This window comes from Streptomyces sp. SID13666 (assembly GCF_010548325.1).
GTDB classification, from domain to species: Bacteria; Actinomycetota; Actinomycetes; order Streptomycetales; family Streptomycetaceae; genus Actinacidiphila; species Actinacidiphila fildesensis.
This window is the reverse complement of the sequence record NZ_JAAGLX010000074.1, coordinates 1-12,738: the sequence shown is the minus strand read 5'-3', so window position 1 is coordinate 12,738 and position 12,738 is coordinate 1. Positions and strand designations below refer to the sequence as shown.

The window sequence follows — 12,738 nt, the reverse complement described above, 5'->3', positions numbered from 1 at the left end:
CCTCCAGCGGAGCGGGGCAAGCCATGCAGGTGCGGAAGACAGAACAGGGCGCGGACGGTGCCCGGGCGCCGTCGGCCGAGCCCACCGACACCACGGCACCCGTCACGGCGCCCGGGAAACTCGCCGCGGCTGCCTCCGTGCTGCCGCTGGCAGGCTTCACGGTCGGGGTGACGGCGGCCCGCCGGGCCGATGAGCTGGCCGCGCTGCTGGAGCGGCGCGGGGCGGTGGTGCTGCGGGCGCCCGCGCTGCGGATCGTGCCGCTGCTGGACGACGCGGAACTGCTCTCGGCGACCAAGGAACTGCTCGACAACGGACCGGACATCGTGGTGGCCACCACCGCGATCGGGTTCCGCGGCTGGATCGGCGCCGCCGACGGCTGGGGCCTCGGCGAGGCCCTGCTGGCCCGGCTGAGCGGGGTGGAGGTGCTGGCCCGCGGGCCCAAGGTGAAGGGCGCGATCCGGGCGGCCGGGCTGACGGAGACCTGGTCGCCCGCCTCCGAGTCGATGGCCGAGGTGCTCGACCGGCTGCTGGAGCAGGGGGTGGTGGGCCGGCGGATCGCCGTCCAGCTGCACGGTGAGCCGCTGCCCGGCTTCATCGAGTCGCTGCGGGCGGCGGGTGCCGAGGTCGTCGGCGTACCGGTGTACCGGTGGATGCCGCCGGAGGACATCGGGCCGGTCGACCGGCTCATCGACGCGGCGATCGCCCGGTCGCTCGACGCGGTGAGCTTCACGAGCGCCCCGGCGGCCGCCTCGCTGCTGGAACGCGCCGACCGGCTCGGCCGGCTCGACAAGCTGCTCGACGCGCTGCGGCACGACGTCCTGCCGGCCTGTGTGGGACCGGTCACCGCCCTCCCCCTGGAGGCCCACGACATCCCGACGTTCCAGCCGGACCGCTTCCGGCTCGGCCCGCTCGTCCAGCTGATCGCCGCCGAACTGCCGGGACGGGTACGGGCGTTGCCCGTCGCGGGCCGCCGCGTCGAGATCCGCGGCCAGGCGGCCGTCGTCGACGGCGAACTGCGGACCGTACCGCCGGCCGGCATGGCGCTGCTGCGCGCGCTGGCGCGGCGGCCGGGGTGGGTCGTCCCGCGCGCGGATCTGCTGAAGGCCCTGCCGGGCGCGGGCAGCGACGAGCACGCCGTCGAGACCGCGATGGCCCGGCTGCGGACGGCGCTGGGGGCGCCCAAACTCATCCAGACCGTCGTGAAGCGGGGCTACCGGCTGGCACTGGACCCGCTGACGGACGAGAAGTACGCGGGGGAGGAGTAGACCCCGTCCACCGCCCCGTCCACCGCCCCGCCCACCGGCCCGTCCATCCACCTGCCCACCGGCCCGTCCCTTGACCTAGCCCCGGTGGCCCCGGCGGGGCACTCTGGGGGCAGCGGGTGACGGGCGGCGGCTGGAAGGGTGACAGGCACATGACGGTTACGGCCTCCTCCGAGCTTCGATTCGACACCGGGCGGGTGAGCCTCGACCTCCTCGCGACCGTCACCGGACGGCTCTCCGACGAGCCCGTCGACCGTCTCGACTCGCCGCGCCGCCTCACCGAATGGCTGTACGGCACCGGGCTCGTCCCGAGCGGTACGGCGGTGGCCGTCGACGCGGCATGGCTCGGCCGCTTCCTGGTGCTGCGGGACGTGCTGCGGCGCGTCGTGGCGACCCAGCTGGCGACCCCGCCGGCCGACGCGCCGTCTCCGGACGTTCCCGCCGAGCCGCTGCCGACGACGCCCGCGGCCGCCGACGTCTCCCGGCTCAACGCCGCCGCCCTGGCAGCACCGCCCGCGCCCAGCGCCCGGTCCGCGCCGGACGGCACCCTCGTCCGCACCCTGGCCGCGCAGCCCGACTGCGGGGCCCTGCTCGCGGCCGTCGCCCGCGACGCCGTCGAGCTGCTCACGGACCCCGCCGCACGGGCCCAGCTGCGGCAGTGCGAGGGGGAGAGCTGCTCCCTGGTCTACCTCGACGCGTCGCGCGGACGGCGGCGCCGCTGGTGCAGCAGCGAGATCTGCGGCAACCGGGAACGCGTCGCCCGCCACCGCCGCCGCGCGGTGGCCGCCCAGGCCTGACCGCGCGACGGTCCATCGCCCACCCACCGCCCACCCACCCTCCACCCGTCCGGATCGGCCGACGATCGGCCGCGCCATCGGCCGGGGTGGGGAATCGCAAGCCCGTCGCAGGCGGAGTGGTGCGCAGGGGGGTGCGGGTCGCGTACGGTTGCAGGCTGCCCCGTGCGTGTAGCCGAACCCGCACGGAGCGCTCTCAACGCACAGGAGAAGGGGGTCTTGCGTGGCCGCGCAAACCGCAGCGCCCGGGGGGGTCCGGGACGTGGAGATCGCCGTCGAACAGGCGCACCTGGACCGGGTGTACCGCCGGCTCGAGGAGAAGATCCACGAAGCCGAGTTCCTTATGGATGACGCCGCCAAACGCGGTCAGGTGGGAACACCCGGCGCGCTCGCGGAGCGCGACGCGCAGGTGTTCCGCGCCGGGTTGCACCTCAACCGGCTCAACGCGGAGTTCGAGGACTTCCTCTTCGGACGGATCGACCTGCTGCAGGGCAAGGACGGAAAGCGTGGCGCCGACGGCGCGTTCACCTCGCTCGAACCCGCGGACGACGCCGTCGTCAACGACGCCGCGAAGATCGCGGAAGTGCTGCACATCGGCCGCATCGGCGTCCTGGACGCCGACTACGCGCCGCTGGTGATCGACTGGCGGGCGCCCGCGGCCGCGCCGTTCTACCGCTCGACACCGGTCGCCCCCGGACGGGTGGTGCGCCGCCGCGTCATCCGGTCCAAGGGCCGCAGGGTGCTGGGGGTGGAGGACGACCTGCTGCGCCCGGAGCTGGAGACCGGGCTGCCGGTGGTCGGTGACGGTGCGCTGATGGCCGCCCTGGGGCAGGCCCGCAGCCACACGATGCGCGACATCGTGGCGAGCATCCAGGCCGAGCAGGACATGGTCATCAGGGCGCCCGCCGCGTCCGTCACGGAGGTCACCGGGGGCCCCGGCACCGGCAAGACGGCGGTCGCGCTGCACCGCGCCGCGTATCTGCTCTACCAGGACCGCCGGCGGTACGCGGGCGGCATCCTGGTCGTCAGCCCGACGCCGCTGCTCGTGGCGTACACCGAGGGCGTCCTACCGTCGCTCGGCGAGGAGGGCCAGGTCGCGATCCGCGCCGTCGGCTCGCTCGTCGACGGCGTGGAGGCCGATACGTACGACGAGCCCGCGGTCGCCCGCATCAAGGGCTCGCTGCGGATGCTGAAGGTGCTGCGCAACGCCGCGCGCGGCGCGCTGGAGGCCCCGCAGGCGGGCAGGCCGCAGCAGCAGGCCGCGCTCTTCGAGGACGACGAGGAGGAGAACGGGGCCGAGCAGCGCGTCTCCCGCACCACGCTGCGCGTCGTCGCCTTCGGGCGGCGGCTGGAGCTGGGCGAGCAGGAGCTGTCGTCGATCCGGCACAACGTGCTGGGCGGCACCGCCCCCGTGAACCTGCTGCGCCCGCGCGCCCGCAGGCTGCTGCTGGACGCGCTGTGGCGGAAGGCCGGACGCCGCTTCGACGACCAGGAGCTGGCGGCCGAGGAGCGCCAGGGCTTCGACGAGGACATCTCGACGGAGCCGGAGTTCCTGGACTTCCTGCAGGCCTACTGGCCGATCCTCACCCCGCGCGGGGTGCTGGCGGCGCTGGCCGACGAGAAGCGGCTCGGCCGTTGGGCGCGCCGGGTGCTCACCCCGCCCGAGGTGCGCCGGGTGGCGCGTTCGCTGCGCCGCGACGGTGTGACCGTGCACGACGTGGCGCTGCTCGACGAGTTGGAGACGCTGCTGGGCCCGCCGCCGCGCCCGAAGAAGCGCGACGCGGACCCGCTGGACATGCTGACCGGTCTCGACGAGGTCACCACCTCGGCCGACCGGATGGGCGGCGGCCGCCGCAACCGGGCGGACCGGCTCGACGAGGAGCGGACCGAGTACGCGCACGTCATCGTCGACGAGGCGCAGGACCTGACGCCGATGCAGTGGCGGATGGTCGGCCGCCGCGGCAGGACCGCGACCTGGACGATCGTCGGTGACCCGGCGCAGAGTTCCTGGACGGATCCCGACGAGGCCGCCCAGGCGCGCGAGGAGGCGCTCGGCAGCCGGCCGCGCCGCCGCTTCACGCTGACGGTCAACTACCGCAACCCGTCGGAGATCGCCGATCTGGCGGCGAAGGTGCTGCAGCTGGCGATGCCCGGCATGGAGTCGCCGCGCGCGGTGCGCTCCACCGGCCTGGTGCCGCGCTTCGCGGTGGCCGGCGCCGATCTGGGCGCGGCGGTGCGCGCGGAGGCCGAGCTGCTGCTGGCCGACGTGGACGGCACGGTCGGCGTCGTGGTGGCCATGGGCCGCCGCGGGCAGGCCCGCAAGTGGCTGGCGGGGCTCGGCGAACGGGTGGTGGCGCTGGGCAGCCTGGAGGCCAAGGGCCTGGAGTACGACGCGACGATCGTGGTCTCCCCGGCGGAGATCGCCGACGAGTCGCCGGCCGGACTGCGGGTGCTCTACGTGGCGCTGACCCGCGCCACCCAGCGGCTCACGGTGCTCTCAGGTGAGCGCGACAGCCCGGACGGGTCCGGTGTCCCGGACCTGCTGCGGGACTGACGGCAGCCGCCGTCCGGGACCTGATCGGGTCCCGGACGGCGGTGGTGGAACGACGACGGGCGCCCCTCGTGAGAGGGGCGCCCGTCGGACGTTGGTGACACCGACCCGCCATGCTCGCCTCGCGGCAAGTGGGCGCTCGAAGCGCCTAAGGTTGGGCCCGGGGGCTTGGATCGAGCCGGTGCCGTACCCAGGCTAACAAACCGTCCCGTGGGTTGCTTCCCGCATCTGCCGACAACCCGGAATTTGCTCAAGGTCACAGTCCGGGCTTGAAAATTCAGCCTGTTTCTCGCATGGTGGAAGTATCTTTCCGTTGCCAAGGTCACGGTTACGCGTACCGGCCAGTAGGTGCAACGATCGAGCGGCAGAGCGTTTGAACCAGCAGGCAGCGGAAGAAGGTCGTCAGGATGGCAACGGCGCCAAGCGTCTCGTACTCGATCACGGTACGGCTGGAGGTCCCGGCGAGCGGGACCGCGGTCAGCCAGCTCACCACCGCGGTGGAGTCGTCGGGAGGGTCGGTGACCGGTCTTGACGTGACCGCCTCCGGCCACGAGAAGCTCCGGATCGACGTGACCATCGCGGCCACGTCCACCGCGCACGGCGACGAGATCGTCGAGAAGCTGCGCGGCATCGAGGGCGTCGTCCTCGGCAAGGTCTCCGACCGTACGTTCCTGATGCACCTCGGCGGCAAGATCGAGATGCAGTCGAAGCACCCCATCCGCAACCGTGACGATCTCTCGATGATCTACACCCCGGGCGTCGCCCGCGTGTGCATGGCGATCGCCGAGAACCCCGAGGACGCCCGCCGCCTCACCATCAAGCGCAACAGCGTCGCCGTCGTCACCGACGGCTCCGCGGTGCTCGGCCTGGGCAACATCGGCCCGATGGCCGCCCTGCCGGTCATGGAGGGCAAGGCGGCGCTCTTCAAGCGCTTCGCCGGCATCGACGCGTGGCCGATCTGCCTCGACACCCAGGACCCCGACGAGATCGTGGCGATCGTGAAGGCCATCGCGCCGGGCTTCGCGGGCATCAACCTGGAGGACATCTCCGCGCCGCGCTGCTTCGAGATCGAGGCCCGGCTGCGGGAGATGCTGGACATCCCGGTCTTCCACGACGACCAGCACGGCACCGCCATTGTGGTGCTTGCCGCGCTCACGAACGCGCTGCGTGTCGTCGGCAAGGACATCGGCGACGTACGGGTCGTCATGTCGGGTGCGGGCGCGGCCGGTACGGCCATTCTCAAGCTGCTCATCGCCGCCGGCGTGAAGCACGCGGTCTCCGCCGACATCCACGGTGTCGTGCACGCGGGACGCCCCGACCTCGTCGACGCCGACCCCGAGTCGCCGCTGCGCTGGATCGCCGACAACACCAATCCTGAGGGCATCACGGGCACCCTCAAGGAGGCCGTGCGCGGTGCCGACGTCTTCATCGGCGTCTCCGCCCCCAACGTCCTGACCGGCGACGATGTCGCCGCGATGGCCCAGGGCGCGATCGTCTTCGCCCTCGCCAACCCCGACCCCGAGGTGGAACCGGCGGTGGCCCGGCAGACCGCCGCGGTGGTCGCCACCGGCCGCAGCGACTTCCCCAACCAGATCAACAACGTCCTGGTCTTCCCCGGTGTCTTCCGCGGCCTGTTGGACGCTCAGAGCCGTACGGTGAACACCGAGATGATGCTGGCCGCCGCGCACGCTCTCGCCGATGTCGTCGGCGAGGACGAGCTGAACGCGAACTACATCATTCCCAGCGTTTTCAACGACAAGGTGGCGGGCGCCGTCGCGGGAGCCGTTCAGAAGGCGGCAAAGGCGATGGGCGCGGCAACCGACTCGACGGCCACTGTGTGACGACACTGGGTCATCGCAACGCATCCGAGCCGCTTTTTCAGCGACTCGCTCGGGTGCCGGATTGGCTTTCCCCCCATATATGGGGGCAGGATGCAACTCGGGCAGTGAGGCAGCATCAGCTTCAAGCTCGCGCCCCCCTGGCAGAAAGAACACGGGAGTAAAGATATGAACCGCAGTGAGCTGGTGGCCGCTCTGTCCGAGCGCGCCGAGGTGACCCGTAAGGACGCCGACGCCGTACTGGCCGCTCTCGCCGAGACCGTCGGCGAGATCGTCGCCAAGGGCGACGAGAAGGTCACCATTCCCGGCTTCCTGACCTTCGAGCGCACCCACCGTGCCGCTCGCACCGCGCGCAACCCGCAGACCGGCGACCCGATCCAGATCCCGGCCGGCTACAGCGTGAAGGTCTCCGCGGGCTCCAAGCTCAAGGAAGCCGCCAAGGGCAAGTAGTTCCCGACTGGCAAGGCAGAGGGCGGCCATCCCCCCGGGGGGATGGCCGCCCTTGCTGTGTCCGGGCTCCGGACGGGCCCGCGGGCCCGTCCGGGGGAGTGCTAGACGCTCACGGGGTTCGGCAGCTCGACGTTGGCCCCCAGCTCCGCGAGCTTCGCCATGAAGTTCTCGTAGCCGCGGTTGATGAGGTCGATGCCGTGCACCCGGGAGGTGCCCTGGGCCGCCAGGGCGGCGATCAGGTACGAGAAGCCGCCGCGGAGGTCGGGGATGACCAGATCGGCGCCCTGCAGCTTCGTGGGGCCGGAGACGACCGCCGAGTGCAGGAAGTTGCGCTGGCCGAACCGGCAGGCGGAGCCGCCCAGGCACTCGCGGTACAGCTGGATGTGCGCACCCATCTGGTTGAGCGCCGAGGTGAAGCCCAGCCGGGACTCGTAGACCGTCTCGTGGACGATCGACAGGCCGGACGCCTGCGTCAGCGCCACCACGAGCGGCTGCTGCCAGTCGGTCTGGAAGCCGGGGTGGACGTCCGTCTCCAGCGCGATGGCGTTGAGCGGGCCGCCCGGGTGCCAGAAGCGGATGCCCTCGTCGTCGATCTCGAAGGCGCCGCCGACCCGGCGGAAGGTGTTCAGGAACGTCATCATCGACCGCTGTTGGGCCCCGCGGACGTAGATGTTGCCCTCGGTGGCCAGCGCCGCGCTCGCCCAGGAGGCCGCCTCCAGGCGGTCCGGGAGCGCGCGGTGGTTGTAGCCGCCGAGCTTGTCGACGCCGGTGATCCGGATCGTCCGGTCGGTGTCCATCGAGATGATCGCGCCCATTTTCTGCAGAACGCAGATCAGGTCCTCGATCTCCGGCTCGACCGCCGCGTTCGACAGCTCGGTGACGCCCTCGGCCAGCACGGCCGTCAGCAGCACCTGCTCGGTCGAGCCGACCGACGGGTACGGCAGCGTGATCTTGCAGCCGCGCAGCCGCTGCGGGGCTTCCAGGTACTGGCCGCCGGGCCGCTTCTCGATGGTCGCGCCGAACTGCCGCAGCACGTCGAAGTGGAAGTCGATCGGCCGGCCGCCGATGTCGCAGCCGCCCAGGCCCGGGATGAAGGCATGCCCGAGGCGGTGCAGCAGCGGGCCGCAGAACAGGATCGGGATCCGGGAGGATCCGGCGTGCGCGTCGATGTCGGCCACGTTGGCGCTCTCGACGTGCGAGGGGTCGAGCACCAGCTCGCCCGGTTCCTCACCGGCCTGGACCGTTACGCCGTGCAGCTGGAGCAGCCCGCGCACGACGCGGACATCGCGGATGTCGGGCACGTTGCGCAGTCGGCTCGGCTCGCTGCCGAGGAGGGCGGCGACCATGGCCTTCGGCACGAGGTTCTTCGCGCCGCGGACACGGATCTCGCCCCGGAGCGGGGTTCCGCCATGGACAAGCAGTACGTCGGAAGCGTCGGTCATGGATCTCGCGTTCCTGGAGACAGTCATAAAAATGGGCGGGGTCCCCGCAGGCACCAAGAAGAAATGGTAATGCGCCTACAGGGAACTCCTGTAAGCCCAGGAGGCGCCAGCTGTGTCATGACTTCGCTACAGCCGCTCCGGCCCGTCTGGTTACCAGCCGGTACAGGGCGCCCCGGGCCGGCGGGGCCCACCGCTCGACTGCCCGCACGCTGCGCGATTACGCCGGGGCCGGTCGTTGGCACCCCGCGACGGCCCGGGATGCGGGATCATGTTGACCATGACGGAGGTCACTTCGCTCACCGGCAGGCTGCTCGTGGCGACGCCGGCTCTGGCGGACCCGAATTTCGACCGTGCGGTGGTACTCCTTCTCGACCACGACGAGGCGGGGTCGCTCGGCGTCGTGCTGAACCGCCCGACCCCGGTCGGAGTGGGCGATGTGCTCCAGCCGTGGGCGGTGCTCGCCGGGTCACCTCCGGTGGTGTTCCAGGGCGGCCCCGTCTCGCTGGACTCCGCCCTGGGGCTGGCCGTGGTCCCCGGTGAGTCCTGGGACGACGGGGACGACGCCCCGCTGGGCTGGCGGCGGGTGCACGGCGCGATCGGCCTGGTGGACCTGGAGGCCCCGCCGGAACTGCTCGCGGCGGAGCTGGGATCCCTGCGGATCTTCGCCGGCTACTCCGGATGGGGGCCGGGTCAGCTGGAGGCGGAACTGGTCGACGGCGCCTGGTACGTCGTGGAGTCGGAACCGGGTGATGTGTCCTCACCGGACCCGGAACGGCTGTGGCGCTCCGTGCTCAGGCGGCAACGCAATGAATTGGCGATGGTGGCCACGTACCCGGACGACCCGTCGCTCAATTAGGCTTGACGGTTATGAGCACTCTTGAGCCCGAACGCGGGGCCGGTACTGGCACCCTCGTCGAGCCGACCCCGCAGGTGTCGCACGGCGATGGCGACCACGAGCGCTTCGCACACTATGTCCAGAAGGACAAGATCATGGAGAGTGCGCTCTCCGGATCTCCGGTGGTAGCGCTGTGCGGGAAGGTCTGGGTGCCGGGACGGGACCCGAAGAAGTACCCGGTCTGCCCGATGTGCAAAGAGATCTTCGAGACGATGCCCCTCGGTGGCGGCGACAAGGACAAGAGCGGCAAGAACTGACCGCAGGTCTACGCCTGATTGGTCTATGCCAATTCGGTGCCGGCGGGGCAGGATGTCGGTCATGGATCTGATCCCCGCCCCGCGCCAGGTGTCCGACGACTCGGGGGACGAGTTCTTCGTCCTCGGACCTGACACGGTGCTGGCCGCCGGGCCGGGCACGGAGCGGGCGGAGAGATGGCTGCGCTCCGAACTCGGAGCGGCCACCGGTCACCGCCTCGCGCCGGGCAACGGCTCGGAGACCGACGCCATCAGGATCACGGTCGCCGAGATGGTCACCGACGATCTCGGCCCCGAGGGCTACCGGATCATGGTGTCGCCGACCGGTGTCCATCTCTACGGCGGCGGCCCGGCGGGCGTCTTCTGGGGCGCGCAGACGCTGCGTCAGCTGCTGGGCCCGGACGCCTTCCGGCGCGCACCGCTCGAAGGCCGCGAGTGGCGGATCCCGTTCTGCCACATCGAGGACTCACCGCGCTTCGGCTGGCGCGGCTTCATGCTCGACGTGGCCCGGCACTTCATGCCCAAGGACGCGGTGCTGCGCTATCTCGACCTGATGGCCGCGCACAAGCTCAACGTGCTGCATCTGCACCTCACCGACGACCAGGGCTGGCGCGTGGAGATCAAGCGCTACCCGCTGCTCACCGAGGTGGGGGCCTGGCGCGAGCGCACCAAGGTGGGGCTGCGGGAGTCCGAGCTGTGGGACGAGCGGCCGCACGGCGGCTACTACACCCAGGACGACATCCGCGAGATCGTCGCCTACGCGGCGCAGCGGCACATCACCGTGGTGCCCGAGATCGACATCCCCGGGCACTCGCAGGCCGCCATCGCCGCCTATCCCGAACTGGGCAACACCGACGTCGTCGACACCGGCGCGCTCTCCGTGCTGACCAGTTGGGGCGTCAACCCCAATGTGCTGGCCCCCGCCGACAGCACCCTGCGCTTCTACGAGGGCGTCTTCACCGAGCTGCTCGACCTGTTCCCGTCCGAGTTCTTCCACATCGGCGGCGACGAGTGCCCCAAGGAGCAGTGGCGCGCCTCCGCGGCCGCGCAGGCGCGGATCAAGGAGCTGGGGTTGGCCGGTGAGGACGAGCTGCAGAGCTGGATCATCCGGCACTTCGACGGCTGGCTCGCCGAGCGCGGCCGCCGGCTGATCGGCTGGGACGAGATCCTCGAAGGCGGCCTGGCTCCTGGTGCGGCCGTCTCCTCCTGGCGGGGCTACGAGGGCGGGATCGCCGCCGCGCGGGCCGGGCACGACGTCGTGATGTGCCCCGAGTCGCATGTCTATCTGGACTGGCGGCAGTCGGACCGGGCCGACGAGCCGGTGCCGATCGCGCGGGTGCGCACCCTGGAGGACGTCTACCGGTTCGAGCCGGTGCCCGCGGAGCTCACCGAGGAGCAGGCCGCGCACGTCATCGGGACCCAGGCCAACGCCTGGACCGAGGTGATGGACTCACCGCGGGTCGTCGACTACATGGTGTTCCCGCGGCTGGCGGCGGTCGCCGAGGTGGCCTGGTCGGAGCTGCCCGCGCCCGCCGAGCGGGACTGGCCGGACTTCGAGCGCCGAATGGAAGTCCACTACGCACGACTTGACGCGCTCGGTGTGGAGTACCGCCCGCCCGGTGGTCCGCTGCCGTGGCAGCGGCGCCCGGGTGTACTCGGACGCCCGATCGACGGACCACCCCCGATCGTGTGAGCAATACCGCAACATCTGTCCCCCGCAAGGGCGGGCCTGGCACGGTGGATTGGCGTATCTTCGCAACACCCTCGAAGAGCGTTAATCCCGACACTGGGGTGATACCCGACAGAACGGGGCATCCCCTCCCGTGGAGGGCAGGCCCGCACTTCGCGGACCCTCGCGTTGACCATCGCGGAACATGTGCCAGAGTTGCCACGTCCGGGCTGTCAGCACGTACGGTACGGCTACCGCACGGCGGAGAGCCGGGAAGGGGCAGCTGCGTGAGCACGAATGCACAGCAGACGGCACGCAACGTCACGTTGCCGTCCTCGCTCGACGAGGCGGTGGCGGCGCTCGCCGCCGCGCCCAGCGCCGTGCCCGTGGCCGGCGGCACCGACCTGATGGCGGCCGTCAACTCCGGGCTGCTGCGGCCGGCCGGGCTCGTCGGTCTGGGCCGGATCAGCGAGATCCGCGGCTGGCAGTACGCCGACGGCCACGCCCTGCTCGGCGCGGGCCTCACCCACGCCCGGATGGGCCGCCCCGACTTCGCCGCGCTCATCCCGGCGCTCGCCGCCGCCGCCCGCGCGGCCGGACCACCGCAGATCCGCAACGCGGGCACCCTCGGCGGCAACATCGCCACGGCCGCGCCCACCGGCGACGCACTGCCGGTGCTGGCCGCGCTGGAGGCGAGCGTCATCCTGGCCGGCCCCGGGGGCAACCGGGAACTGCCGGTCAGCCATCTGCTGACCGGGATGGACCCGCTGCGCCCCGGCGAGCTCCTCGCTTTCGTGCGCGTACCGCTGCTGCACGCGCCGCAGACGTTCCTCAAGGCCACCGGCCGCACCGGCCCCGGCCGGGCGCTGGCCTCGGTCGCCGTCGTCCTGGACCCCGCCCGGCGCGGGGTGCGCTGCGCGGTGGGCGCGGTGGCGCCCGTACCGCTGCGGCCGCTGGAGGCCGAGCGGTGGGTCGCGGGACTGATCGACTGGGACGGCGGCCGGCTGCTCGCCCCCGAGGCGTGCACGGCCTTCGGCGAGTACGTCGCCGGAGCGTGCATCCCGGACCCCGTGCCGGGGCCGGACGGGGCCGAGGCCGTCGAGCTGCCGCCCGCCGCCGTACAACTGCGCCGCACCGTGGCGGCGCTGGCCCGCCGAGCGCTCGGGAGGGCACTGGCATGACCGACCAGCCGCAGCCGCAGCCGGGCACCCCGCTCACCCCGGGCACGTGGCAGCCCGTGCCGGGCGGCGGGGACTACGACCCCGACCAGACCATGCACGTCTCCTTCGCGGCGATGCTGCCGCCGGTGGCCGACGCGGGCGACGCGGCGACCCAGTGGTCGATCCCGCTCGTCGCGGCCGACCCGGTGGAGGAGTCCGGCGAGTACTCCCTGGGCGCCGTCACGGACGGCTTCACCGCGCCGTGGGCCGGCCGGCACCCCGACGAGACGCACTCCCGGCCCGACGCGCCCGCCCCGCGGCCGTTCAGCGCCGGGCAGTTCGGCCAGGGCGCGGCGGCGACCGCGGCCCGGCCGCCGGCCGGTAACGCCGGGCACGACCTCAGCGCGCAGGCCGTCGCCGAGC

The 12,738-nt window shown here is 72.3% G+C and carries 10 protein-coding genes and 1 pseudogene; 10 read left to right on the top strand and 1 reads right to left on the bottom strand.

Annotated elements, in window-relative coordinates; translation table 11 throughout:
* The first annotated feature begins 23 nt into the window (after positions 1–23).
* The 5 genes from G3I60_RS41640 to G3I60_RS41620 all read left to right on the top strand — a co-directional run bounded on the left by G3I60_RS41640 (position 24) and on the right by G3I60_RS41620 (position 6,895).
* On the top strand, positions 24–1,265 hold the full coding sequence (locus tag G3I60_RS41640; RefSeq protein ID WP_138357579.1) for a uroporphyrinogen-III synthase: 1,242 nt from the start codon (positions 24–26) through the stop codon (positions 1,263–1,265).
* A gap of 149 nt (positions 1,266–1,414) precedes the next feature.
* Positions 1,415–2,059, top strand: coding sequence for an ABATE domain-containing protein (locus G3I60_RS41635; protein ID WP_164608476.1), 645 nt, complete (start codon positions 1,415–1,417; stop codon positions 2,057–2,059).
* Positions 2,060–2,279: 220 nt separating this feature from the next.
* The gene (locus G3I60_RS41630; RefSeq protein ID WP_138356566.1) at positions 2,280–4,610 is read left to right on the top strand and encodes a UvrD-helicase domain-containing protein; all 2,331 of its coding nucleotides are present in this window, start codon (positions 2,280–2,282) and stop codon (positions 4,608–4,610) included.
* Positions 4,611–5,014: 404 nt separating this feature from the next.
* Positions 5,015–6,448, top strand: a complete 1,434-nt coding sequence (locus G3I60_RS41625) for an NAD-dependent malic enzyme (RefSeq protein WP_138356567.1) — start codon at positions 5,015–5,017, stop codon at positions 6,446–6,448.
* Between the two features lie 165 nt (positions 6,449–6,613).
* Positions 6,614–6,895: an HU family DNA-binding protein gene (locus G3I60_RS41620; RefSeq protein WP_007264399.1), complete on the top strand. Its 282-nt coding sequence runs from the start codon at positions 6,614–6,616 to the stop codon at positions 6,893–6,895.
* Positions 6,896–6,996: 101 nt separating this feature from the next.
* Here G3I60_RS41620 and murA read toward each other — a convergent pair whose 3' ends face one another.
* Positions 6,997–8,337 carry a UDP-N-acetylglucosamine 1-carboxyvinyltransferase gene (murA, locus tag G3I60_RS41615; protein ID WP_138356568.1) on the bottom strand — a complete coding sequence of 447 codons (1,341 nt, stop codon included), beginning with the start codon at positions 8,335–8,337 and terminating at the stop codon, positions 6,997–6,999.
* A 277-nt stretch (positions 8,338–8,614) separates the two neighbouring features.
* Here murA and G3I60_RS41610 point away from each other — a divergent pair, with 277 nt between their 5' ends.
* The 5 genes and pseudogenes from G3I60_RS41610 to G3I60_RS41590 form a co-directional block, all read left to right on the top strand.
* The gene (locus G3I60_RS41610; RefSeq protein ID WP_138356569.1) at positions 8,615–9,193 is read left to right on the top strand and encodes a YqgE/AlgH family protein; all 579 of its coding nucleotides are present in this window, start codon (positions 8,615–8,617) and stop codon (positions 9,191–9,193) included.
* An 11-nt stretch (positions 9,194–9,204) separates the two neighbouring features.
* A complete protein-coding gene (locus tag G3I60_RS41605) occupies positions 9,205–9,489 on the top strand; it encodes a DUF3039 domain-containing protein (RefSeq protein WP_138356570.1) in 285 nt (94 codons plus the stop codon).
* A 61-nt stretch (positions 9,490–9,550) separates the two neighbouring features.
* The gene (locus tag G3I60_RS41600) at positions 9,551–11,179 is read left to right on the top strand and encodes a beta-N-acetylhexosaminidase (RefSeq protein WP_138356571.1); all 1,629 of its coding nucleotides are present in this window, start codon (positions 9,551–9,553) and stop codon (positions 11,177–11,179) included.
* Between the two features lie 263 nt (positions 11,180–11,442).
* Positions 11,443–12,336: a xanthine dehydrogenase family protein subunit M gene (locus G3I60_RS41595; RefSeq protein WP_138356572.1), complete on the top strand. Its 894-nt coding sequence runs from the start codon at positions 11,443–11,445 to the stop codon at positions 12,334–12,336.
* Positions 12,333–12,738, top strand: a pseudogene (locus G3I60_RS41590) (hypothetical protein); the annotation flags it as partial. The gene G3I60_RS41595 and the pseudogene G3I60_RS41590, both read left to right, overlap by 4 nt.

Bases quoted from the DNA above. Each gene is read 5' to 3' on its own strand.
- G3I60_RS41640 (WP_138357579.1), top strand. From the start codon at position 24: ATGCAGGTGCGGAAGACAGAACAGGGCGCGGACGGTGCCCGGGCGCCG.
- G3I60_RS41635 (WP_164608476.1), top strand. From the start codon at position 1,415: ATGACGGTTACGGCCTCCTCCGAGCTTCGATTCGACACCGGGCGGGTG.
- G3I60_RS41625 (WP_138356567.1), top strand. From the start codon at position 5,015: ATGGCAACGGCGCCAAGCGTCTCGTACTCGATCACGGTACGGCTGGAG.
- G3I60_RS41620 (WP_007264399.1), top strand. From the start codon at position 6,614: ATGAACCGCAGTGAGCTGGTGGCCGCTCTGTCCGAGCGCGCCGAGGTG.
- murA (WP_138356568.1), bottom strand. From the start codon at position 8,337: ATGACCGACGCTTCCGACGTACTGCTTGTCCATGGCGGAACCCCGCTC.
- G3I60_RS41610 (WP_138356569.1), top strand. From the start codon at position 8,615: ATGACGGAGGTCACTTCGCTCACCGGCAGGCTGCTCGTGGCGACGCCG.
- G3I60_RS41605 (WP_138356570.1), top strand. From the start codon at position 9,205: ATGAGCACTCTTGAGCCCGAACGCGGGGCCGGTACTGGCACCCTCGTC.
- G3I60_RS41600 (WP_138356571.1), top strand. From the start codon at position 9,551: ATGGATCTGATCCCCGCCCCGCGCCAGGTGTCCGACGACTCGGGGGAC.